Annotated in this window: 23 protein-coding genes, 1 other RNA gene and 2 other annotated features; of the genes, 23 read left to right on the top strand and 1 reads right to left on the bottom strand. The window is 32.8% G+C overall.

Going from position 1 to position 23,205, the window contains the following annotated elements; genetic code table 11:
• Positions 1-30: 30 nt before the first annotated feature.
• The 21 genes from dnaN to BN1225_RS13395 all read left to right on the top strand — a co-directional run bounded on the left by dnaN (position 31) and on the right by BN1225_RS13395 (position 18,989).
• Positions 31-1,143: a DNA polymerase III subunit beta gene (gene dnaN / locus BN1225_RS13490; protein WP_041140297.1), complete on the top strand. Its 1,113-nt coding sequence runs from the start codon at positions 31-33 to the stop codon at positions 1,141-1,143.
• A 199-nt stretch (positions 1,144-1,342) separates the two neighbouring features.
• Entirely contained in the window at positions 1,343-1,549 is a 207-nt protein-coding gene (locus BN1225_RS13485; protein ID WP_041140296.1) for an RNA-binding S4 domain-containing protein, read from the top strand.
• Positions 1,549-2,652: a DNA replication/repair protein RecF gene (recF, locus tag BN1225_RS14885; protein ID WP_041140295.1), complete on the top strand. Its 1,104-nt coding sequence runs from the start codon at positions 1,549-1,551 to the stop codon at positions 2,650-2,652. The genes BN1225_RS13485 and recF overlap by 1 nt, the downstream gene beginning before the upstream one ends.
• 3 nt (positions 2,653-2,655) lie before the next feature.
• On the top strand, positions 2,656-4,587 hold the full coding sequence (gene gyrB / locus BN1225_RS14880; protein WP_041140294.1) for a DNA topoisomerase (ATP-hydrolyzing) subunit B: 1,932 nt from the start codon (positions 2,656-2,658) through the stop codon (positions 4,585-4,587).
• 14 nt (positions 4,588-4,601) lie between these two features.
• Positions 4,602-7,067, top strand: a complete 2,466-nt coding sequence (gene gyrA / locus BN1225_RS13470; protein ID WP_041140293.1) for a DNA gyrase subunit A — start codon at positions 4,602-4,604, stop codon at positions 7,065-7,067.
• Positions 7,068-7,173: 106 nt separating this feature from the next.
• The gene (locus BN1225_RS13465; RefSeq protein ID WP_041140292.1) at positions 7,174-7,665 is read left to right on the top strand and encodes an NUDIX hydrolase; all 492 of its coding nucleotides are present in this window, start codon (positions 7,174-7,176) and stop codon (positions 7,663-7,665) included.
• Between the two features lie 62 nt (positions 7,666-7,727).
• Entirely contained in the window at positions 7,728-8,297 is a 570-nt protein-coding gene (locus BN1225_RS13460) for an LptM family lipoprotein (RefSeq protein ID WP_041140291.1), read from the top strand.
• A 73-nt stretch (positions 8,298-8,370) separates the two neighbouring features.
• Positions 8,371-8,871: an NUDIX hydrolase gene (locus tag BN1225_RS13455; protein ID WP_052466716.1), complete on the top strand. Its 501-nt coding sequence runs from the start codon at positions 8,371-8,373 to the stop codon at positions 8,869-8,871.
• 59 nt (positions 8,872-8,930) lie between these two features.
• Positions 8,931-9,134: a binding site (T-box leader), on the top strand.
• A gap of 37 nt (positions 9,135-9,171) precedes the next feature.
• On the top strand, positions 9,172-10,455 hold the full coding sequence (serS, locus tag BN1225_RS13450; RefSeq protein WP_041140290.1) for a serine--tRNA ligase: 1,284 nt from the start codon (positions 9,172-9,174) through the stop codon (positions 10,453-10,455).
• Positions 10,456-10,550: 95 nt separating this feature from the next.
• An RNA gene (gene ffs / locus BN1225_RS14455) (signal recognition particle sRNA small type) lies at positions 10,551-10,648 on the top strand.
• A gap of 14 nt (positions 10,649-10,662) precedes the next feature.
• Positions 10,663-11,115, top strand: a complete 453-nt coding sequence (locus BN1225_RS13445) for a nucleoside deaminase (protein WP_074434835.1) — start codon at positions 10,663-10,665, stop codon at positions 11,113-11,115.
• Positions 11,116-11,164: 49 nt separating this feature from the next.
• Positions 11,165-13,036 carry a DNA polymerase III subunit gamma/tau gene (gene dnaX, locus BN1225_RS13440; protein ID WP_041140289.1) on the top strand — a complete coding sequence of 624 codons (1,872 nt, stop codon included), beginning with the start codon at positions 11,165-11,167 and terminating at the stop codon, positions 13,034-13,036.
• A 3-nt stretch (positions 13,037-13,039) separates the two neighbouring features.
• Positions 13,040-13,348 carry a YbaB/EbfC family nucleoid-associated protein gene (locus tag BN1225_RS13435; RefSeq protein ID WP_041140288.1) on the top strand — a complete coding sequence of 103 codons (309 nt, stop codon included), beginning with the start codon at positions 13,040-13,042 and terminating at the stop codon, positions 13,346-13,348.
• Positions 13,348-13,941, top strand: a complete 594-nt coding sequence (gene recR / locus BN1225_RS13430; protein WP_041140287.1) for a recombination mediator RecR — start codon at positions 13,348-13,350, stop codon at positions 13,939-13,941. The genes BN1225_RS13435 and recR overlap by 1 nt, the downstream gene beginning before the upstream one ends.
• A gap of 23 nt (positions 13,942-13,964) precedes the next feature.
• Positions 13,965-14,174 carry a pro-sigmaK processing inhibitor BofA family protein gene (locus BN1225_RS15180; protein WP_082029373.1) on the top strand — a complete coding sequence of 70 codons (210 nt, stop codon included), beginning with the start codon at positions 13,965-13,967 and terminating at the stop codon, positions 14,172-14,174.
• A 51-nt stretch (positions 14,175-14,225) separates the two neighbouring features.
• Positions 14,226-14,852, top strand: coding sequence for a dTMP kinase (tmk, locus tag BN1225_RS13420; protein WP_041140285.1), 627 nt, complete (start codon positions 14,226-14,228; stop codon positions 14,850-14,852).
• Positions 14,849-15,799 (top strand): hypothetical protein, encoded by a 951-nt coding sequence (locus BN1225_RS13415; protein WP_041140284.1) that lies wholly within the window; start codon positions 14,849-14,851, stop codon positions 15,797-15,799. The genes tmk and BN1225_RS13415 overlap by 4 nt, the downstream gene beginning before the upstream one ends.
• 11 nt (positions 15,800-15,810) lie before the next feature.
• Entirely contained in the window at positions 15,811-16,620 is an 810-nt protein-coding gene (locus tag BN1225_RS13410; RefSeq protein ID WP_041140283.1) for a PSP1 domain-containing protein, read from the top strand.
• Position 16,621: 1 nt separating this feature from the next.
• Entirely contained in the window at positions 16,622-17,362 is a 741-nt protein-coding gene (locus BN1225_RS13405; protein WP_197066569.1) for a tRNA1(Val) (adenine(37)-N6)-methyltransferase, read from the top strand.
• A complete protein-coding gene (gene rsmI, locus BN1225_RS13400) occupies positions 17,355-18,197 on the top strand; it encodes a 16S rRNA (cytidine(1402)-2'-O)-methyltransferase (protein ID WP_041140282.1) in 843 nt (280 codons plus the stop codon). The genes BN1225_RS13405 and rsmI overlap by 8 nt, the downstream gene beginning before the upstream one ends.
• A gap of 99 nt (positions 18,198-18,296) precedes the next feature.
• The gene (locus BN1225_RS13395; RefSeq protein ID WP_041140281.1) at positions 18,297-18,989 is read left to right on the top strand and encodes a LytTR family DNA-binding domain-containing protein; all 693 of its coding nucleotides are present in this window, start codon (positions 18,297-18,299) and stop codon (positions 18,987-18,989) included.
• Between the two features lie 82 nt (positions 18,990-19,071).
• Here the strand turns inward: BN1225_RS13395 and BN1225_RS13390 are convergent, their stop codons facing one another.
• The gene (locus tag BN1225_RS13390) at positions 19,072-19,866 is read right to left on the bottom strand and encodes a PHP domain-containing protein (protein ID WP_041140280.1); all 795 of its coding nucleotides are present in this window, start codon (positions 19,864-19,866) and stop codon (positions 19,072-19,074) included.
• Positions 19,867-20,010: 144 nt separating this feature from the next.
• Positions 20,011-20,211, top strand: a binding site (T-box leader).
• Positions 20,212-20,249: 38 nt separating this feature from the next.
• Between BN1225_RS13390 and metG the strand changes: the two genes are divergently transcribed.
• Together metG and BN1225_RS13380 are read left to right on the top strand one after the other, a co-directional pair.
• On the top strand, positions 20,250-22,193 hold the full coding sequence (gene metG / locus BN1225_RS13385) for a methionine--tRNA ligase (protein ID WP_041140279.1): 1,944 nt from the start codon (positions 20,250-20,252) through the stop codon (positions 22,191-22,193).
• A 55-nt stretch (positions 22,194-22,248) separates the two neighbouring features.
• Positions 22,249-22,782 (top strand): DUF5662 family protein, encoded by a 534-nt coding sequence (locus tag BN1225_RS13380; protein WP_041140278.1) that lies wholly within the window; start codon positions 22,249-22,251, stop codon positions 22,780-22,782.
• Positions 22,783-23,205: the final 423 nt, after the last annotated feature.

The raw sequence follows: 23,205 nt of genomic DNA, 5'->3' as shown, positions 1-23,205 counted from the left end.
AAAATAAATATATAAAAGAGGAGAAAAAAGATGCAATTTAGAATACAAAGAATCGAATTACTTAATGCTTTATCTAAAGTATCAAAAGCTGTTTCGAGTAAAAGTCCGTTACCTGTATTAACCGGTATTAAATTTGAAATCATTGACGGTAAATTAATCTTAACCGGTAGTGATTCAGATATTACCATTCAAACCATTATTGAAGAAAAAGAAAATATCTTGGAAATCGTTAAAGAAGGAGCTGTTGTCTTATCATCACGTTTCATCTCTGAAATTATCAGAAAGATTGATTCTGAATTTGTTACATTTGATATCATTGATGGTTCTCTTACAAAGATTACCGGCGATAACAGTGAATTTAACTTAAATGGAATTAAATCGATTGATTACCCAAAAATCGATCTAAACAAGACTGGGGAAAACTTCAAGATTAATTCTGTTTTATTAAAAAACGTTATCGATCAAACTATTTTTGCTACCAGTGATAAAGAAGCACGTCCGACATTAACCGGCGTTAACTTCAAATCATCTGTAGATACCATTGAATGTACTGCTACAGATAGTTACCGTTTAGCTAAAAAATACATCGATGTAGAAGATAACTTAGTTTTTAATATTACTATTCCTGGTAAAAGCTTAAATGAAATATCTAAAATTATTGAAAAAGATGAAGTCATTGATATTTATATTACCGATCGTAAGATTTTATTCGTCTTAGATAATGTTTTTATTCAAACACGTTTAATTGACGGAACTTTCCCAGATACATCTCGTTTAATTCCAACTTCATACGATTATGAATTAAATGCAGATAGCCGTGAACTTTTATCCGCTATTGACAGAGCTTCACTATTAACAAGTGAAAGTGCCAATATCGTTAAATTAACTATGGATAAAGAAAATGTTACTATTTCATCATCATCACAGGAAATCGGATCTGTAGAGGAACATTTAACAAGTGCAATCTATGAAGGAGAACCTTTAAGTATCTCTTTTAGTGCCAAATATTTGACAGATGCCATCAGAGCGATTGGTTCAAACAAGATTACAATCTTCTTTACCGGGCAAATGAAACCATTTGTAGTAAAGAATAAATCTGATTTATCGATCATTCAATTAGTGCTTCCAGTAAGAACATATTAATCTGGATTCACTTTTATACCTATTTTATGTTAACAAGTGCTTATTAAGCACTTTTTTTCATTTATACGTGCTTTTTCATCATTTTTATACTTAAGTATCAATTTTGTTTAAAATCCTTATATCGGCAAAAAATGATGATTTTTTATTACATATGTGATATAATACCTTTGGCTTATTATGAAATTAAAAGAGGGATAATATGAAAACCATTAAAATAAGAGATGAATACATTACTTTAGGTCAAGCTTTGAAATTAGCTTCTCTTGTAAGCAGCGGCGTGGAAGCAAAAGTCGTTGTGCAAGATGGATTAGTAAAAGTCAATGGAGAAACCGACTGTCGCCGTGGCAGAAAATTGCGCTCTGGAGATAAAGTTGAATTTAACCACCAGTCTTTTATGGTTGAATAATGAAAATTAATGCTATTTCATTAACACATTTTCGTAATTTTGACTCTTTCCATTTGAATTTTGATCATGATATCAATATTTTTATCGGAAAAAATGCTCAAGGTAAAACAAATCTTATAGAAAGTTTTTATGTTTTATCTCTTTGCCGTTCATTTCGTACGCATATTACAAAACAGATGATTCAATTTGATCAGCCGTTTGCGAAGATACAGGGAACCATTGTATCCAATCATCGCCAGTTGGAATTGGAAGTCATTTTGAATGATCAAAATAAGCGAGCAAAAATCAATGGCAATGATATTATGAAAACCAGCGAATTTGTCGGCTATTTGAATGTGGTCGTGTTTACACCGGATGATCTGTCTTTAGTCAAAGGAGGTCCCGGTCAGCGACGACGTTTTATTGATTTAGAATTAAGCAAGGTATCACCGATCTATTTATTTAATTTATCAAAATATAATCGTTTGCTTAAAGAAAGAAATAAGTTTCTGAAGTTAATGAAGGAAAGAAATAGTAAAAGTGATCCTTATTTAGAAGTTCTAAATGAACAGTTAGCTGCTTTGCAGGTAGATATTATTAAGAAAAGATTGAATTTCATTAATCAATTAACGGCTCTTTCAGAAGTCGTTTATCAAAAAATAGCAAACAATCATGAGCATATTCGTTTTAAATATAAATCGTTTATGTCTCTTGATTTTGACACATTGTATGAATCGATACTCAAACGATATGAACGTAATATTGAAAGGGATATTCGTTATACAATGACGCAGGATGGCATTCATAAAGATGACATGAAAATATTTATAAACGATCATGATGCTTTTGATTATGCCTCGCAGGGACAGCAGCGAACAATCGTATTGGCGATTAAAATTGCTCTGCTGGAATTAATACGCAATGAAATCGGAGAATATCCGGTTTTACTGTTAGATGATGTGTTATCAGAACTGGATGATTCTCGAAAAGGAATGCTGTTGAACCTTTTGGATCAGAAAATTCAGACTTTCATCACCACTACCTCACTGGAGGATATTGATCAAAAAATATTAAAAAATGCCAGTGTGTTTGTAATAGAAGAAGGAAAATTGAAGGAGGAGTAATAGATGAGCGAAGAAAAAGTAGAACATAGCTATGATGAATCGGACATTCAAGTCTTAGAAGGATTAGAAGCTGTACGTAAACGTCCGGGAATGTATATCGGATCCACCTCTATAAGAGGGCTTCACCATTTAGTTTGGGAAATCGTCGATAATGCCATCGATGAAGCATTAGCCGGGTATTGTACGGAAATCAATGTTATTTTGGAAAAAGATGATATTGTTAAAATTACGGACAATGGTCGTGGAATGCCAACCGGAGTTCATGCGAAAACCGGAAAATCAACGGTGGAAACCATTTTTACTGTCTTACATGCCGGAGGTAAATTCGGTGGCGGCGGATATAAGGTATCCGGTGGATTGCATGGGGTAGGGGCAAGCGTTGTTAATGCCTTATCTGAATGGCTGGAAGTATACGTTCATAATTCTCGTGATGGTAAACTTTATTATCAGAAGTTTGCCAACGGAGGAAAAGCAGTAGAAGATTTAAAAATGATCGGTGATACGGATAAGACCGGATCAGAAGTTATTTTTAAAGCAGATCCTACTATTTTTACGGAATCGACGACTTATGATTATGAAACTTTGAGAGATCGTATTCGTCAATTAGCCTTCTTGAATAAAGGATTAAAAATTGTTTTAATTGATCGTCGTCAAGATGAAGAAAAGAAAACTGTCTATTGTTATGAAGGCGGGATTAAAGAATATGTTGCTTTCATTAATAAAAACAAAACACCGATTCATGATGATATTATTTACATGGAAGATGAACAAGATGGCATTCAGATAGAAGTTGCAATGCAGTATAATGACGGCTATCAGCCAAATATTTATTCTTTCTGCAACAATATTAACACTATTGAAGGTGGAACGCATGAAGAAGGATTCCGTTTAGCCTTAACACGTGGCATTAATAACTATGCAAAAGCAAAAGGATTAATGAAAAAAGATGATGATAATTTAACAGGGGATGATGTGCGTGAAGGATTAACTTCTATCATTTCCGTTAAGCATCCCGATCCTCAGTATGAAGGACAGACAAAAACAAAATTAGGAAACGCAGAAGTACGTCGTATTGCCAGCAATATTATTTCTTCTGAACTTGATAAATTTTTACTGGAAAATCCTGATACAGCTAAGATTGTGGTAGAAAAAGCGTTGCTTGCTTCCAGAGCGAGAATGGCAGCCAAACGTGCCCGTGAAATGACCCGTCGTAAAAGTGCATTGGAAGTCAGTTCGCTTCCTGGAAAGTTAGCCGACTGTACGTCAAAAGATCCGACCATTTCGGAAGTATTTATTGTCGAAGGGGATTCAGCGGGAGGATCTGCAAAATTAGGACGTGATCGTAATACGCAGGCAATCCTGCCATTAAGAGGAAAGATATTAAACGTAGAAAAAGCAAGATTGGAAAGAATTTTAACTAATGCGGAAATTCGCTCAATGATCACTGCTTTTGGTACCGGAATCGGAGACGAATTCGACGTTTCAAAATTACGCTATCATAAAATTGTCATCATGACCGATGCCGATGTCGATGGAGGACATATCCGTATTTTGATGCTGACATTCCTTTATCGTTATTTGCGTCCATTGGTTGAACAGGGATTTGTATATGCAGCTCAGCCGCCTTTATATTTATTAAAACAAGGAAAAGAGGAACATTACTGTTATAGTGATGATGAACTTGAACGTTTGAAAGAAGAATTAGGACCGAATGCTCGTTATACGATTCAGCGTTACAAAGGTCTTGGAGAGATGGATGCCGAACAGCTTTGGGAGACAACCATGGATCCTGAACGCCGTGTATTGCTTCAGATCACTGTCGATGATGCAATGGAAGCAGATTTGATATTTGATATGCTTATGGGTGAAAAAGTGGAACCTAGACGTGAATTCATTCAAGAAAATGCGAAGTATGCAACAAATCTTGATGTATAAGGAAAGGAACAATTATGGAAGAAAGAGGAATAAAGCAAACTAAATTAACACAAGAAATGAAACGTTCATTCTTGGAATACTCAATGTCCGTTATTGTCGCTAGAGCTTTACCCGATGTTCGCGATGGGTTAAAACCAGTACAAAGACGTATTGTATACGGAATGAATGAATTAGGTGCTTATTGTGATAAACCATATAAGAAATCTGCCCGTATCGTAGGGGAAGTTATGGGGAAATACCATCCGCATGGAGACTCTTCTATTTATGATGCATTAGTCAGAATGGCACAGGATTTCTCATATCGTTATATGCTAGTCGATGGACATGGAAACTTCGGATCAATCGATGGAGATGGTGCAGCCGCTCAACGTTATACCGAAGCAAGAATGTCAAAATTATCAATGGAAATGGTTCGCGATATCAATAAAGATACGATCAATTTTATCGCCAACTATGATGGGGAAGAACAAGAACCGGAAGTATTGCCGGCGAGATTTCCCAATCTAATTGTCAATGGATCAACTGGGATTGCGGTTGGAATGGCAACCAATATTCCCCCACATAATTTAGGGGAAGCGATTGATGCTGTTTTGGCGGTAGCTAAAAATCCGGATATTACGGTTACAGAATTGATGGAAGATTATTTACATGGACCGGATTTTCCAACCGGAGCATATATTTTAGGAAAATCAGCTATTAAAAAAGCATATGAAACCGGAAACGGTCTTGTGATTATGCGTGCTAAAACTGATATTGTAGAAAGCAGTAATGGTAAAAAATCCATTATTGTAAATGAATTGCCATATCAAGTAAATAAAGCCCGTTTAATTGAAAAGATTGCCGAACATGTAAGAGAAAAAAGAATCGAAGGGATTACCGATTTGCGTGATGAATCCAATCGTGAAGGAATCCGTGTCGTTATCGAATTAAGAAAAGATGTTCAGCCGGAAGTTTTATTGAATCAGTTATATAAATTGACAGCACTACAGACAACTTTCGGTGTGAATATGATTGCTTTGGTTAACAATGAACCTAAAACTTTAGGAATCAAAGATATTATCACAAATTATTTGGAACATCAAGAAGAAGTCATTCGTCGCAGAACAGAATTTGAATTGAGAAAAGCACAGGAAAGAGCTCATATCTTAGAAGGATTAAAGATTGCTTTGGATAATATCGACGCTATTATTAATTTAATTCGTAGTTCAAGAACGACTGAAGATATTCAAGGACGTTTAATGAGTGAATTTGGTTTATCGGATAAACAGGCAAAAGCCATTCGTGAAATGCAATTACAACGTTTAGCTGGTTTGGAAAGAGAAAAAATCTTGAATGAATATCAGCATTTATTAGAAGTGATTGCAGATTTACAAGATATCCTAAACAATATTGAAAGAATTATTGCTATTATCGAAACAGAATTATTAGAAATTAAAGATAAATACAGTGATCCTCGAAGAACAGAAATTATTCAAGGAACATTTGATTTAGAAGATGAAGATTTGATTCCGGTAGAAGATATCATTATTTCATTAACAACAAACGGTTACGTTAAACGTCAGCCGGTAGATACCTATAAAACTCAAAATAGAGGAGGACGTGGTATCAAGGGAATGGCAACCAATAATGATGATGTAGTGGATCAGATGATTAATATGGGAACGCATGATGACTTGTTATTCTTTACGAATTTCGGTAAAGTATATCGTTTAAGAGGCTATCAGATTCCTGAATTCGGACGTACAGCTAAAGGATTGCCGGTTATAAACTTATTAAATCTTGATAAAGATGAATCTATCAAATCGATGATCAGTATTTCAAGAGAACATTTCAAAGATGAGAACTTCACTGAAAGTTATTTATTCTTTGCTACTAAAAAAGGATTAGTAAAACGTGTCAGTGTAGAGGAATTTGAAAATATTCGTCAATCTGGTAAAATTGCCATTACATTAAAAGAAGAGGATGAATTAGTAGCTGTTAAAATGACAAGCGGACAAGATGAAATCTTAATTGCTTCTTCTAATGGTAAATTAGTACGTTTTGATGAAGGGGGAGTACGACCAATGGGACGTACTGCTTCAGGAGTAAAAGGTATTAATACAGATGGTGGATATGTTGTCGGTATGACAACAGATAAAGAAGGACAATATATCATGGTAGTAACAGAAAAGGGCTATGGTAAAATGTCTCCAATCGATGACTATCGTAAATCTAATCGTGGTGGTAAGGGTGTTAAAACTTTAAATGCTACGGAAAAGAACGGTAATATTGTTTCATTAAGAGCAGTTAATGGTGACGAAGACCTTTTGATTATTACGGATGCAGGAATTATCATTCGTTTACCAATGGATCAAGTTAAAACAGCGGGACGTAATACTCAGGGAGTGCGTTTAATTAAAGTGGCTGATGGATCTAAAGTTTCAACTGTAGAAGTTGTTGAAAAGGCTGAACCTGAAGAAACAGAAGAAATTGAAGAATAAGATGAAGTACCTTGTAGAAATTTTCTACAAGGTATTTTTAATTACTATATTTAATGATATAATTTATTCATATTATTGTTTCACGTGAAACATAGGGAGATAGACAATGGAAAAATGGGATTTATATGATCAAAATGGAATAAAATTAAATGAGATTGGAATAAGAGGAGATATTTTACCGGTAGGCAGATATCATCTTGTAGTAGAAATATGGACAGTTAATGATAAAGATGAAATTTTAATTACTCAACGGGATCAAAATAAGCCATTTGGTTTATTTTGGGAATGTACAGGCGGATCTGTTATTGCAGGTGAATCCAGCATGGAGGGTGCAATTCGAGAGTTATATGAAGAAACCGGATTAAAAGCACAAAAAGAAAATATGGAAAGAATTGGTCGAGTGATTATGGATCAATCAATTTATGATATTTATTTACATCGATATAATTTTGAACTCACTGAAATTTGTCTGCAAGAAGGAGAGACTATAGCTGCCAAAAAGGTGACCAAAGAAGAATTATTGGAATTAATAAACAATGAACAATTTGTACTAAGATCGTGGGAACGTGTAAAAAACACTAAATTATTTCAACAATAATGTTTCACGTGAAACATATTATATAAATAATCAAGTTTATAGAATAAAGGAGAGCATAATGAATGCGAAATATACGTAGTTGTTTAATTGTTTTAATGCTAATATTTGTATTAAGTGCATGTTCAATATCAAAGAAAAATCCTGATATGATGAATATTAAATCAAGTAAGTTTTCAGAAGAAACAAAACAAATTTTAGAATTAATTGATGAAGATATAAAATTTTATGATTTCTTCGTTGATGATACAATAAAATCTTTTGCAATTAATGTATCCATATACCAAAATGAGGAATGGTTGGATCAAGAAGTATTATCGGAAAATATTTATAAAACAGATAATCGAATTTCTATGCAAATGACTGAAAAAGGGTATATTGTGTCTCTATTAAATAATGATGGTTTTACAAAGTATGCTTCACCAGAGTTAGCACTCGGTTTTGATAATATTGCTCAACAGTTTATTACTACTCAAATATTAGATACAGCAAATATTGTAGTAGATGAAGAAATAACTTTATGGATTAAAATCGGAAATGATAAAGAAAAAATAATAATTTCACCAGATTTTAGAAAGTCCGATTGTACAGAGGGGATAGCTTTTACTATTATATTTTCAAATAATAAACTTTAAATCGAATTTTTATAGTTCATTATTATTTATGAGAATGATAAAAATGTTTCACGTGAAACAATAGGAGAAAAGAATGGAATATATAGATGTTTATGATCAATATGAAAATAAAACAGGAAAAATATGCGAACGTGATATTAAAATGCTTGACGGTGAATATCAATTAATGGTTACTGTATGGACAGTAAATGATAGAAAAGAACTTTTGATTACTAAGAGAGATTCTAATAAGGATTTTTATGGGTCATATTGGGAATGTACTGGAGGCGCTGTCATCGCCGGTGAAAGTTATTTGGAAGCAGCAAAAAGAGAATTACAAGAAGAAACTGGAATAGAAACAGAGTTATCACAATTACAGTTATTTAATAAAAAGTTTATCGGCAAGAAAATTTATTATTCTTATATCTTACATTACAATTTTTCTTTAGACGATATTGCCTTGCAGGACGGTGAAACAGGTGCGGCATCACAAGTTAATCTGAATGAATTGGAAGATATGTATCATTACAATCAGTTTATACCCGTTCTTTGGTCTCTATTCGATCGGCAAACAAAAGAATATATCTTTAAATAAAATTGAAAATGAAAGTATAAAGAGGGGTTGTTTTGTAAAAAATATTATAGTATAATACAAATAAATCGAAGATTAGGATAAGTATATAAAGCAATCGTTTAAAGAGAGCTGTTGGTTGGTGCGAAACAGCAATGAACTTTATAGAAATCAACCTAGGAGTGAGATGATGAATAAAGTAATCATTTCCGGCATTAGCCGTTATCTAATGAAAGGTAAGCATTGCTTACGAAATAGGGTGGCACCACGATATAATCGTCCCTTGATGAGGTGTTTTTTATTTTATATAGGAGGATTTAATTTATGATAGATATAGCTATTTTAAGAACTGAACCTGAACGTGTGAAAGAAAACATGAAAAAGAAATTTCAAGATCACAAACTGCATATCGTAGATGAAGCATTGCAATTAGATGTAGATTATCGTGCCGCTTTAACAAGGGCAAGTGAAATCAGAAGCCAAAGAAATGCTTTAAGCAAAGAAATTGGGCAATTCATGAGAAATGGTGAAAAATACAAAGCCGAAGAAAATAAAAGAAAAGTAAATGAAATGGCTGATGAACTTTCACAGTTAGAAATCAAAGAAGATGAATTAAGCAAAAAATTAAAAGAATTGATGATGCAGATTCCGAACTTTATTGATGATACTGTTCCAATTGGTAAAGATGACAGTGAAAATGTTGAAATAGAAAAATTTGGTGAACCGGCATTAAAACCATTTGATGTTCCATATCATACAGAAATTATGGAAGCATTGAATGGTATTGATATGGATAGTGCAGGAAAAGTAGCAGGTAACGGTTTCTACTATTTAATGGGAGACGTTGCAAGATTACATTCTGCCATATTGTCTTATGCAAGAGATTTTATGATTGATAGAGGATTTACTTATGTTATCCCACCTTATATGATCAGAAGCAATGTAGTAACCGGTGTTATGAGTTTCAATGAAATGGATGAAATGATGTATAAGATTGAAGGAGAAGATTTGTATTTAATTGGTACCAGTGAGCATTCTATGATTGGTAAATTTATTGATACCATACTTGATGAAAAGAAACTTCCTTACACTTATACTTCATATTCTCCTTGTTTTAGAAAAGAAAAAGGCGCACATGGAATTGAAGAAAGAGGAATCTATCGTATTCATCAATTTGAAAAACAAGAAATGATTGTTGTTTGTCATCCTGATGAAAGTAAAATGTGGTTCGAAAAATTATATCAGAATACAGTCGATTTTTTCAGATCACTTGATGTCCCTGTAAGAACATTGGAATGTTGTTCAGGGGATTTAGCGGATTTAAAATGCAAAAGCATTGATGTTGAAGCATGGTCACCAAGACAACAGAAATATTTTGAAGTGGGCAGCTGTTCAAATTTAACAGATGCTCAAGCAAGAAGATTAGGTATTCGTGTGAATGGTAAAGAGGGTAAGTATTTTGCTCATACATTAAATAATACAGTGGTAGCACCACCTCGAATGTTGATTGCATTCTTAGAAAATAACTTAAATGAAGATGGAAGTATTAATATACCAAAAGCATTACAGCCATATATGGGTGGTAAAGAAAAAATTACTAAGAAGTAGGGTTTCCTGCTTCTTTTTGTTTCACGTGAAACATTTTAAGGACATAATTAAATGCAGTAATATATATTGACGGAAGATAAATTGAATGATATAATAATTTATGCCATTACAATAGAAATATTCGAACCATGTCAGGACCGGAAGGTAGCAGCATTAAGAATCCCTATCTATGTGTAGTGGCTTTTAAATTATAAAGAGGAAAGAATTATGAATATAGATCAAGTCTATATGAGCGAAGCTCTAGAAAAAGCTAAAATTGCATACGAAAAAGATGAAGTACCGGTAGGGGCAATTATCGTTAAAAATGGAAAAGTAATTGCATCGGCATATAACTTAAAAGAAAGTCATCATGATGCTACAGCACATGCGGAAATCTTAGCTATTCAGAAAGCCTGTCAGGTATTGAATTCACCCTATTTATCAGATTGTGATATGTATGTCACTTTTGAACCTTGCATGATGTGCACGGGGGCAATTATCAATGCACGATTACGAAAAGTAGTCTATGGAGCAGCAGATCATCGTTTTATTAGTCTTGAATCTATTTTATTACAATATAGAAAAACCGAAATTAATCATTCTCCCATATTTTATGGTGGTATATTAGAAAATGAATGCTCCATGATCATGACTGATTATTTTAAGAAAAAAAGAAAATAATATATAAAAATTAAAAGATATTGTATAATACAAACAAGGGGGTGCGTCTATGGCATATAAAGCTTTATATCGTTCTTATAGACCACAAAATTTTGAAGAACTAGCAGGGCAGCAGCATATTGTTAAAACATTGAAAAATGCAGTGAAACAAAATAAAATTGCTCATGCTTATCTTTTCTGTGGACCACGTGGAACGGGGAAAACAACCGTTGCAAAAATATTAGCAAAAGCAATTAATTGTACTTGTGACAATAAAGAAAACATCCCTTGTGATGAATGTGAAAACTGTATTTCTATTATGAACGGAACGCATCCGGATATTGTAGAAATCGATGCAGCCAGCAATAATGGTGTAGATGAAGTTCGTGATCTTATTGAAAAAGTAAAATATGCACCTATTGAAGGAAAGTATAAAGTATATATCATCGATGAAGTTCACATGATGTCTACCGGGGCATTCAATGCCTTATTAAAAACTTTGGAAGAACCGCCGGCACATGTTGTGTTTGTCTTGGCAACGACCGAACCGCATAAAATCTTACCGACAATTATTTCACGTTGTCAACGTTTTGATTTCAGTAAGATTAATGATCATTCAATCGTAGAACGATTGGAAACTGTCTTGGAAGGCGAAAATATTCAATGTGAAAGAGAAGCATTAGAATTAATCGCTTCTTTAGCAGATGGTGGTATGCGTGATGCATTGAGTATTTTGGAGCAATGTCTGGCTTATTCAAGTCACTTAACAGTAAAAGATATAAATGAAATTTATGGGATTGTATCTGCTACACAAAAATTATCTTTTCTTAAATCATTGATGAATAAAGATATTCCGGTTATATTAAATCGTATTGAAGAGATGTTTCAAACAGGCATTGATGTAAAGCGATTAACGACGGATTTAATTGATATTTTAAAAGATATTATTATTTATAAAAATACTCAGGATAAAAACTGTCTTTTTGTTTTAAAACAGGAAGAAATTGAAGGAATTGTCCCTTACATCACAGCAGAAGAAACTTTTACATATATTGATATATTAATTCAAGCCGATCAGCAGTATAAATTTGCTTCTAATGCTAAATTATATTTTGAATTGGCGATGCTGAAGATTGCCAATAAAGTAACTGAAGAAAAGAAAATCGCTATTGAAGCAAATCAAGAAGATTTAATAACAAAATCAACTATCAAAAAAACAGAAGAAGTAATAGAATCGATAGAATTGAATATTGAAGATGAAGCATCATCAATAGAAAATGATGAACCTATTTATGAAGAACCTTTATATAATGAATCCCCAACAAAATTTGAAAAAATAGAAGATATTGATTCTTTAATGAGTGAAGAACCTATTTTACTAAAAGAAGAAGCAAAACCTGTAAAGCCAGCCGAACAAGACTTTTTATTTACAAATGACAGTAATAACAATAATATAGAAGTTGATTTTAATGATATTTTAAATATATTAGTACAGGCGAATAAAAAAGTGCTGATGGATATACAAGAAAAGTGGAGTGTAATTCAACGTTATAAGTTTAATTTGAATACAGCGAAACTCGCTTCTATGCTATGTGACGGACAGCCTGTAGCTGCCAGCAGTAATGGATTAGTCATTGCCTTTGAATTCCAGCCTATGGTTAATCAAATCAATAACGGTGATTATTATGTAGAATTGAAACAATTCTTATTAGAAATTTTAGGTATGGAACTTGAATTTATTGCTGTGTTAAAAGAAGAATGGCCGGGAATGCGAAATCGTTTCATAGAATTAAAACGAAATCAGCAATTGCCACAACCCAGACCTATTCAGTTGAGTCATATTCATATTGTTGAAAAAAAAGAAAAAGAGAAAACATTAACCGAAGCTGAAGCATTTGGCGTTAAGCTGTTTGGTGATTTAGTCGAAATAAAAGGAGAATAAAAAATGAATTTTAATCAATTAATGAAACAAGCACAAGTGATGCAGAAAAAATTAGATAAAATAAAAAAAGAGTATGATGAAAAACAAGTAGAATTTCAAAGTGCGGATGGAGCAATCAAAGGTGTGATCGATGGGAATCTGAAAATTACATCTTTAACTATCGATGAAGAACTGTTAGATAAAGATGGTAAGGAAGTATTAGAAGATCTCTTGATGATTACAATTAATGATACTGTTAAAAGAGTACGTGATGAAAGAGAAAAAGCAATTGACGCTGCGACTGGCGGAGCCAATATGTCAGGATTATTTTAATGCTTCAATATCCAGAAAGTTTTCAGCAATTGATTGACTGCTTTAAACAGCTTCCGGGAATTGGAAATAAAAATGCTGAAAGATTAGCTTACCATGTTTTATCCATGAAAGAAAATGATACAGAGCATTTTGCTAAAGCGCTTATGGCAGTAAAAGAAAACATACATTATTGTAAGCAGTGCGGCAATATCTGTGAAGATGATTTATGTGAAATATGCAAAGATCAAACGCGTGATCCTTCCATGATTTGTGTTGTAGAAACTCCAAAGGATATCTATGCAATGGAAAAGATGAAAGAATATAAAGGTCTTTATCATGTATTGCATGGTGTTGTTTCTATAATGGATGGGGTCATGATCGAAGATCTTAATATCATAAGTTTATTGAATCGCTTGGAAGATGTACAAGAAGTCATCATTGCGACAAATCCTACCCGTAATGGGGAAACCACAGCATTATACTTATCAAAATTACTAAGCAGTAAGAATATTAATGTAACACGTATTGCCAATGGTTTGCCGATTGGCAGCAATTTGGATTATGCAGATGAACTGACTTTACTAAAATCATTTGAAGGAAGACGAAAAATTTAGTCTTAATAAAATAAACGCCTCATATGAATGAATATGGGGTGTTTTTTATGCTAAAAAATGTAAATAAATATATTATCCGTTTTATTCTGTCAACCGTTTTGATTATGTTATTTAATTCTATTGCCATGAAATATAATTTTAGCTTACCGTTAAATATTTTTAATGTTGCAATGATTACCGTTTTGGGAATACCGGGGTTTATTGTCGCTATAATTATTAAAACTTTCCTTTAAAAAGAATGAGAAATTCGCTATAATATAGTAAAATGGAAAGGGTGTGTATTTGTGGCAGGATTATTTATAACGTTTGAAGGACCGGATGGAAGTGGAAAGACAACCATTGCCGCCTTAGTCGCAGAAGCATTAAAGAATAAAGGAATTGATGTTGTTTTAACGAGAGAACCGGGAGGCATTGAAATTGCTGAACAAATCCGTAAAATTATATTAGATCCTAAAAATACTGCCATGGATGAACGAACAGAAGCTTTATTATATGCCGCCGCAAGACGTCAACATCTTATTGAAAAAGTATTGCCGGCTTTAAAGGAAAATAAAATTGTTATTTGTGATCGTTTTGTTGACAGTTCTTTAGTTTATCAAGGCGTAGGAAGAGGCATTGGTATTGATAAAGTTTATGAAATGAATCTGTTTGCTATTGAAGGAATCATGCCTGATTTTACTGTCTTTTTTGATATTGATCCAAAGTTAGGATTAGAAAGAACAAAAAAAGATGATAATAGAACATTGGATCGCTTAGACTTGGAAGATATTTCCTTTCATCAAAAAGTTTATGATGGATATATGGAAGTGGTGGAACGCTTTAAAGAGCGAATTATTTGTATTGATGCTTCACAATCCATTGAAGAAGTGAAAAGGGATGTTATGAATTTAATCGAGGATCATATACAATGAAAACTATTGAACAAATACAATTAGAACAACCCATCTTCTATCAAACTATTTATAATGAATTTAAACAAAATAAACGCAATCATGCTTATTTGATTGAGGGGCATGATGCTTATCAGTATGCTGAATTTCTAGTGAAATCGCTCTTATGTCAAGATGAATTATTATGTTGTGATCAATGTCGTATTTGTCAGCAGGTAAGTGACAACAGCTATATTGATATGATTCATTATAACGGTAAGGAAGAACCGATTAAAAAAGGAGCAATTGAAGCTATTCAAAGTCAGCTATTGAAAACTTCTGTAGAAGGACACGGAAAGATTTATGTGATTGAATCTATTGAAAATTCGACTCCGGAAGCCATCAACAGTCTATTAAAGATATTAGAAGAACCGGTTGAAGGTATTTATGCTGTTTTTACTTGTGAAAATATTAATCGTGTATTGCCAACTATTGTTTCACGTTGTCAAATCTTTAGACTAAAACCGTTGAACATGGGATTAATGAAAGCTAGTCTTATGGAACAAGGGACATCAGAAGAAAAAGCCAATATACTCACCCATATTAGTTCTTCATCTGTACAAATGTTAGAACTGTCTAAAAGTGAGTCTTTTAATGATTTGATCATCGAAGCATTAAACTTTATTGAAGACTATTACTTTAAAAAAGAGAATTTAGCGTTGAATGTTCAGACAAATCTTTTGAAAAAGTTTAAAGATCGTGATAGTATAGCCTTGTTTTTAGATTTAATTGTATTGGGATTTAAAGACGTCTTAAATAAAAATAATCACATCGATCAAATCTTTTGTGATCATGATTTTATCTTAAACTGTCAGGATGAAGATGAAGCCTTGATAGAAAAAATTGAGAATATATTAACGATTAAAAATGATTTAGGTTATAATGCCAATATTGCTTTGATCATTGATCGTTTAGTCTATAGTATTTAAAGGAGGGTCCTATGGAAGAAAAGAAAATAGTTGGAGTCCGATTTAAAAGTGTAGGAAAGGTGTATTATTTTTCTACAAATGTCCCACTAAAAAAATTAGATGCTGTCATTGTTGAAACAGCACGTGGCTTAGAACTTGGAGAAGTGGTAACGGATATGAAAGAATTATCTGAATTCAATTTGGATATGGAATTAAAACCTATTATTCGTATCGCAACGAAGGAAGATCTTGAAAAAGAGAAAGTAAATGAAGCCAATGCTTTAGATGCTTTGGCTGTCTGCAAGAAAGTAGTAAAAAAGCATAAATTAGATATGAATCTGATTCATTGTGAATATACACATGATGCTTCAAAGGTTATTTTTATGTATACTTCTGAAGAACGTGTAGACTTTAGGGAATTATTAAAGGAATTAGCGAGTATTTTTAGATGTCGTATTGAACTAAGACAGATTGGTCCACGCGATAAAGCTAAACTTGTAGGAGGATTAGGAACATGTGGATTACCATTATGCTGCTCATCTTTCCTTGGTGAATTTGACGGAGTATCCATCAATATGGCTAAAAATCAGATGCTGGCAATCAATATTGAAAAAATATCAGGAGCCTGCGGACGTTTGATGTGTTGTTTAAAATATGAAGATGAGGCATATAGTGAAGCGAAAAAGCATTTTCCTAAAATTGGCAGCCGCGTTATTTATAACGATCATACATATAAAGTATTGGGAACTAATATTTTGAATAAGCAAATAAAAATTGAAGATAACGGAAATATCCTGTTTGTTGATCTAAGTGAAATTAAACAGGTAAAGCCAAAACAATAAGATGATGGAAGAAAATGAAGTATTAAATTATTTATTGGCTCATGAGCAGTTTAAAATTATCCAAAGAAAAGATATGTTTAATTTTTCTTTGGATACTGTTTTATTAGCCAATTTTTGTACGATCAATAAGAATTGTCGCCATATCATTGATTTTGGGACAAATAATGCCGCTATACCCATGTTTTTATCTTTAAGGACAACTTGTCCGATTACGGCTGTGGAAATTCAAAAAGAAGCCTGTTTGATTGCTGAAAAAAATATCGAACTCAATGACTTAAAAAAACAGGTGACAATCATTCATTCAGATATCAAAGATTATTGCAGAGGAGACGTCAATGCAGATCTGGTAGTTTGTAATCCTCCGTTTTTTAAATTAGGAGAAAAAAGCAATCTAAATGAAAGTGAATATTTAAAAATAGCTCGTCATGAAATCATGATCACTTTAGAAGAAATTATTCAAAATGCCAGTCGTATCTTGAATCAAAAAGGACGATTTGCGATTGTTCATCGCCCGGATCGACTGATCGAAATAATCAGTTTAATGAAAAAGTATGATCTGGAACCTAAAAGAATGCAGCTGGTTTATCCGAAAGCTGGAAAAGAATGTAATACTGTATTAGTGGAAGCAATTTATAAAGGCAATACAGGATTAAAAATCTTACCGCCTATTTATGCCCATGAAGAAAATGGAGAGTATACTAAAGAAATAAGAAAAATATTTGGAGAAAAGTTGGATGATTAGACAAAAAAGTTTTGAAAATGAAAAATCAACTTTATATTTAGTAGCGACGCCGATTGGAAATTTAGATGAAATGACTTATCGTGCCGTTCATATTTTAAATGAGGTAGACTATATTGCAGCTGAAGATACACGTAATACGATTAAACTGCTGAATCACTTCAACATTAAAAAAAAGCTGATCTCACATCATGAGCATAATATTGAAGCTTCTTCCTATAAGATTTTGGAACTGCTGGAAGATGCCAATATTGCCCTTGTAAGTGATGCTGGCTATCCGGCAATCTCTGATCCCGGCTATGAATTAGTCATGAAAGTAATCGAAAAAGGGTACAATGTTGTTTCAATCAGCGGAGCTAATGCGTGTTTGAATGCCTTAGTCGTTTCCGGTATTTGTCCGCAGCCATTCTTATTTTACGGTTTTTTAAATCATAGTGATAAAACTAAAAAGAAAGAATTGAGTGCATTAAAGGATTATCGTGAAACAATCGTCTTTTATGAATCTCCTCATCGTATTAATAAAACGCTAAGCCTTATGTTGGAATATTTTGGAGATCGTCCAATCGCTCTATGCCGGGAATTAACAAAAAGGCATGAGGAAATCATTCGTGGAAAGATCACTGAAATATTAGAAGTATGTGACAGTCTTAAAGGCGAAATGGTGATTGTCGTAGAGGGAAGCAAAGAAATAATTGAACAAACATTTGATTTAGATATTAATGAGCAGATTGAAGTTTATATGAATGAAGGTCTGACTTCGAAGGAAGCTATCAAGAAAGTAGCTAAAGAAAGAAACCTTTCTAAAAATGAAGTTTATAAATCATATCATATCGATTAAAAGGCAGATGCCTTTTTTTCTTTATTTAAAGATCAAACTATGTTAGAGTAATAAAGAATTTTCACATTTTTCTCCAAATTAAATATTGGGAGAGATTGAATGATTAATATCATGATTTTATGCAGCAAAATCAATTTTGTTGAAACGATAAAAAAAGAAATACGAAAATGTACACATCGTAATCTCTATATCCATCATGAATGGAAGAAAGATAAAATAAAAAATCAACGGATGAAATATTTATATTTAATCGTAGATATTGATGAATATGGAATTATTCCTGATCAATTTAAAACTCAGGAAAAATGGCGAAATACTTATTATATTTATATATCACAGAATCTTCAAAGCTGTTATAGGGCAATCGGCTATAATGTATTATGTTATTTAACTTATGATCAGTTAGATTCATTCAACTCTATGTTTAAATCCTCTTTAACAATGCTCATGCAGACCTTTGATTGCTATTTTAAAACAGAGGATGGCATAGAATCTTATCGGTACAACGAAATATTATTTTTTGAAATGAAAAACCGATACTTAACGATGCAGACAATCTATGGTCAAGTTCATCTGATTAACTATCGGTTAGCAGATATTTTAGAAATAACAGATCATCGTTTTATACGTATCAATCGGTCAGTTATCTTGAATTTAGATTACATAAACAAAATAACGTATGAGCATATCGCAGAACTCACTTTCCAGCAAATACATCGAAGTTTCAAAATATCTAAACAACTTTATTTAGACAAAAAAACAGGCTCTTTAAGCAATTTGGAACAAAGATAGAAACAATTTGATTATGATAATGATGTAAGCAAATCCTAAACTCATAACTATTCTAGAGGGGAGGAAAAAAAGACCATGGCGATCATGGTCTTTCATTATTTAAACGCTTTTGTACTTCATTAAAGTAAATACCGACATCACTTGGCTGATGTGCATCACTGCATGGAACAATCTCTACATGGTGTTCTTTTAAGATCTTTAATAAATCATCACCCAATCCTAAATCATGATGATGATAACGATAGTAGCACCCAACATTACATTCTGTTTTCATATTGAGTTGTTTTAATAACTTTGCAATATGATGATATGTATCGGTTAAATCATAACTTGAATAGAGATTATATTTTTTTATAGTGTCCATATGTGCTAACTGTGTAAATAAGCCTGAATGAATCAAATTTTCGGTATCTTTATAATAAGTATGGTAAATGTCATTAATATCTTTTATGTCCCATAATATTTCTTGGGAAATATTGTCGAGATCATAGGCAACATCATAGACATAATGAATACTTCCTATGACAAAATCATATGGGAATAAAGAAAGCTGTTCTTTTATAAAATCTTCTTTATCCTTGAAGTAGCAGACTTCTAAACCAAAATTTATTTTAACTGGTAATTCCATCGCTTTAACTTCCTCAATCAATTTGAAATAGTCTTGAATAGAGATCGTATTTTTATTATCCAGCCATTCTCTCATTTTAGGATGGGCTGCTCTTGCAGGCTCATACAAAGGTTTCCATTCAGTAAAACGATGGGTATGCTCTAAAAGGTTGATCTCATTGACTCCTCTAGCCTGTGCCTGCTTTACATATTCCATAATATAGTCTATCGTATATGGACTTTTTTCTATATGAACGTGTCCGTCAATCATTTTCATTTCCCCCTTGGTTTTATTTTAAACTTAATTCAATCAAAAGCAAGTAAATAAATACAAGCATAAATTTAGAAATATAGGGTATATTATCAATAAAGTAAGAATTTATTGACAAAATTAAAATGAATTGTTATTGTAATAGTACATGCAGAGAATGGAAGAGTAATGATCACTAGTTAATAGAGAGCCGGCAATGGTGGAACCCGGCAATGATGTGTGAATGAAGATGGCCCAGGAGCATTGATTTTGAATAATTAGAAATCACGTCTTCCGCGTTAAGGATTTGAGAGCGTATAGAGATATACGAAAAAAAGGTGGTACCGCGATGATTTCGTCCTTTGTTAAGGACGTTTTTTTATTTATTAAAGGAGGAATGGATGATGTGTCAAAAAACAGATAAAGATTATTATATTACAACGGCGATTGCTTATACTTCCGGAAAACCGCATATTGGTAATACATATGAAATTATTTTAGCGGATGCGATTGCACGATTTAAAAGAGAAGAAGGCTATAACGTTCGTTTTCAAACAGGAACAGATGAACATGGACAAAAAATTGAACTGAAAGCAGAAGCGGCAGGAATTGATCCTAAACAATTTGTTGATGGTATTGCCGGGGAAATAAAACGCATTTGGGATTTGATGGATACGTCTTATGATCGCTTTATGAGAACAACAGATGAATACCATGAAAAACAAGTACAAAAGATTTTTACTAAGTTATATGAACAAGGGGATATTTATCTAAGTGAATATGAAGGATTATATTGCACAGACTGCGAAGCCTTTTTTACTGAAAGTCAGTTAATCGATGGTATGTGTCCGGACTGTGGAAGACCGGTAAAACCGGCAAAAGAAGAAGCATATTTCTTTAAATTATCAAAATATGCAGATCGTTTAATCGAACATATCAATACACATCCTGAATTTATTCAGCCTGTCTCAAGAAAAAATGAAATGATGAACAATTTCTTATTACCGGGATTACAGGATCTTTGTGTCAGTCGTACAACTTTTAAATGGTCTATTCAGGTACCGTTTAATCCAAAGCATGTCGTATATGTATGGATTGATGCTTTAACTAATTATATTACAGGCTTAGGTTATGATGCAGATGGAAATCATGGTGAATTGTTTAAAAAATTCTGGCCGGCAGATTTGCATCTCATTGGAAAAGATATCATTCGTTTCCATACCATCTATTGGCCAATTATGTTAATGGCACTGGACTTACCATTACCTAAACAAGTTTTCGGTCATCCTTGGTTATTACAAGGTGGCGGAAAGATGTCAAAATCAAAAGGAAATGTCATCTATGCAGATGATCTCGTCGATTTATTTGGTGTTGATGCCGTACGTTATTTTGTACTTCATGAAATTCCATTTGACAATGATGGTAACATTACTTGGGATTTATTAATCGAAAGAGTAAATTCTGATTTAGCCAATGTCTTAGGAAATCTAGTTAATCGTACGATCGCAATGTCAAATAAATATTTTGACGGCATCGTTGAAAATAAAGGAATCAGTGAACCTGTTGATCAGGAATTAATTCAAGTTGCTTTAGAAACAAAAGAAAAAGTTGTAGCTAAAATGGATGAATTAAGAGTAGCAGATGCTATCGATGAAATCTTTAAATTACTAAGAAGAACGAATAAATATATTGATGAAACAATGCCTTGGGCATTAGCTAAAGATGAAACTCAGAAAGATCGTTTAGCGACAGTATTATATAATTTATGTGAAAGTATTCGTTTCAGTGCTGTATGCTTAAAGGCTTTCTTGCCTTCAACTGCTGGCAAAATTTTAGCACAGCTGAATACAGAAACAGCCTCTTTAGATTCTCTAAATCAATTTGGACAGTATGCAAGTGGAACAAAAGTAACGGATCATCCGGAAATGTTGTTTGCTCGTATTGATCCTAAAGAAATTGAAAAGAAAATTGAAGCTTTAACACCAAAGAGTGTTGAAGTAAAAGAAGAAAAGAAAGAGGACGCTCCTCAAATCACAATCGATGATTTCAATAAGATCGAGTTAACAGTAGGAACTGTAGAAGCCTGTGAAAAACATCCGAGCGCAGACCGCCTGTTAGTCTCACAAATCAATATCGGTAAAGAGACTCGTCAGATTGTCAGTGGGATAGCACAATACTTTACTCCGGAACAAATGGTTGGAAAAAAAGTAATTGTTGTCAGCAATTTGAAACCAGCTAAGTTAAGAGGAGTAGAATCTCAGGGAATGATCTTAGCCGGCACAACATCTGAGGAATTGGATTTAGTGACATTAGTCAAAGACTTGCCAAACGGAACAAGAATCAAATAATCGATAAGTGTTTACAGATTGCTGTAAGCACTTTTTCATAAAGGAGAAGATATCAATGTGGAAAAATTTCTATGGTCATTTTAAAACAATTACAACACATAAATGCAAAGTCATGGCATTATGTTTTCGTTGTGGCTTATATAAACAGGGATTACTGCATGACTTATCCAAATACTCTTTTACTGAATTTATTCCCGGGGTTCGTTATTACCAAGGATATCGTTCGCCGATTAGTCGAGAAAAAGAGGTAATAGGTTACTCAAAAGGCTGGCTTCATCATAAAGGCAGAAATAAACATCATTTTGAGTATTGGATTGATTCCATTCATGGAAAGTTTCAAGGTGTGGAAATGGAAATCCCTTATGTCATTGAAATGTTCTGTGATCGTGTGGTAGCAAGTCAAGTATACGCAAAAGAAAACTACGATGATGGTTATCCGTTGGATTATTTTATGAAAAATAAAGATAGTTATTACTTGATGCATCCCAATACAATGCAATTAATTGAATCTCTTTTTGTTTGTCTAAAGGAAAAAGGATTGGATGAAACGATTCATTATATTCGCAAAGAAATATTGAAAAATCAATAATATATCTTGAATGTATTAATAAATTGATTAAAAAAATTGAACATGATTATGAGAAAAAATAGCTTATATTAAGTATATTGTATTATGGAGGGAGTAAAGTACACCAAATTTGCGTATTTTTAACTTTATTTTAAATTTATAAGTGTTTTTCACAAATAGTCTTAGAAAAAAAGAGAATATTAAAATATAGTTCTTTCATTGGTGTACATTTCTCTATTTAATAAGAGTACAATCTCTTAAGGGGCTGGACTAATACGATTGCCATATTGCTTTCATTGAAACATATATTAAGCAATGAAAAGAATAAGAGTATATTGGATATAATATGAAATTTTTTAGAAGCTTAAAATTATGATCCAGAGAACTATTAATAGAATTTAATTTTAAATATACGAACAGATAGCCGTCCAACACATTCATCGT

The organism is Beduini massiliensis, assembly GCF_000829905.1.
GTDB classification, from domain to species: domain Bacteria; phylum Bacillota_I; class Bacilli_A; order Erysipelotrichales; family Coprobacillaceae; genus Beduini; species Beduini massiliensis.
This window is presented reverse-complemented; position numbering and strand designations above follow the sequence as displayed.

Coding starts and splice junctions, on each gene's coding strand:
- BN1225_RS13410 (WP_041140283.1), top strand. CDS start 15,811: ATGGAAGAAAAGAAAATAGTTGGAGTCCGATTTAAAAGTGTAGGAAAG.
- BN1225_RS15180 (WP_082029373.1), top strand. CDS start 13,965: ATGAATGAATATGGGGTGTTTTTTATGCTAAAAAATGTAAATAAATAT.
- BN1225_RS13395 (WP_041140281.1), top strand. CDS start 18,297: ATGATTAATATCATGATTTTATGCAGCAAAATCAATTTTGTTGAAACG.
- gyrA (WP_041140293.1), top strand. CDS start 4,602: ATGGAAGAAAGAGGAATAAAGCAAACTAAATTAACACAAGAAATGAAA.
- BN1225_RS13435 (WP_041140288.1), top strand. CDS start 13,040: ATGAATTTTAATCAATTAATGAAACAAGCACAAGTGATGCAGAAAAAA.
- rsmI (WP_041140282.1), top strand. CDS start 17,355: ATGATTAGACAAAAAAGTTTTGAAAATGAAAAATCAACTTTATATTTA.
- BN1225_RS13380 (WP_041140278.1), top strand. CDS start 22,249: ATGTGGAAAAATTTCTATGGTCATTTTAAAACAATTACAACACATAAA.
- BN1225_RS13455 (WP_052466716.1), top strand. CDS start 8,371: ATGGAATATATAGATGTTTATGATCAATATGAAAATAAAACAGGAAAA.
- dnaX (WP_041140289.1), top strand. CDS start 11,165: ATGGCATATAAAGCTTTATATCGTTCTTATAGACCACAAAATTTTGAA.
- BN1225_RS13460 (WP_041140291.1), top strand. CDS start 7,728: ATGCGAAATATACGTAGTTGTTTAATTGTTTTAATGCTAATATTTGTA.
- serS (WP_041140290.1), top strand. CDS start 9,172: ATGATAGATATAGCTATTTTAAGAACTGAACCTGAACGTGTGAAAGAA.
- gyrB (WP_041140294.1), top strand. CDS start 2,656: ATGAGCGAAGAAAAAGTAGAACATAGCTATGATGAATCGGACATTCAA.
- BN1225_RS13485 (WP_041140296.1), top strand. CDS start 1,343: ATGAAAACCATTAAAATAAGAGATGAATACATTACTTTAGGTCAAGCT.
- BN1225_RS13390 (WP_041140280.1), bottom strand. CDS start 19,866: ATGATTGACGGACACGTTCATATAGAAAAAAGTCCATATACGATAGAC.
- metG (WP_041140279.1), top strand. CDS start 20,250: ATGTGTCAAAAAACAGATAAAGATTATTATATTACAACGGCGATTGCT.
- BN1225_RS13465 (WP_041140292.1), top strand. CDS start 7,174: ATGGAAAAATGGGATTTATATGATCAAAATGGAATAAAATTAAATGAG.
- BN1225_RS13405 (WP_197066569.1), top strand. CDS start 16,622: ATGATGGAAGAAAATGAAGTATTAAATTATTTATTGGCTCATGAGCAG.
- dnaN (WP_041140297.1), top strand. CDS start 31: ATGCAATTTAGAATACAAAGAATCGAATTACTTAATGCTTTATCTAAA.
- BN1225_RS13415 (WP_041140284.1), top strand. CDS start 14,849: ATGAAAACTATTGAACAAATACAATTAGAACAACCCATCTTCTATCAA.
- recR (WP_041140287.1), top strand. CDS start 13,348: ATGCTTCAATATCCAGAAAGTTTTCAGCAATTGATTGACTGCTTTAAA.
- recF (WP_041140295.1), top strand. CDS start 1,549: ATGAAAATTAATGCTATTTCATTAACACATTTTCGTAATTTTGACTCT.
- BN1225_RS13445 (WP_074434835.1), top strand. CDS start 10,663: ATGAATATAGATCAAGTCTATATGAGCGAAGCTCTAGAAAAAGCTAAA.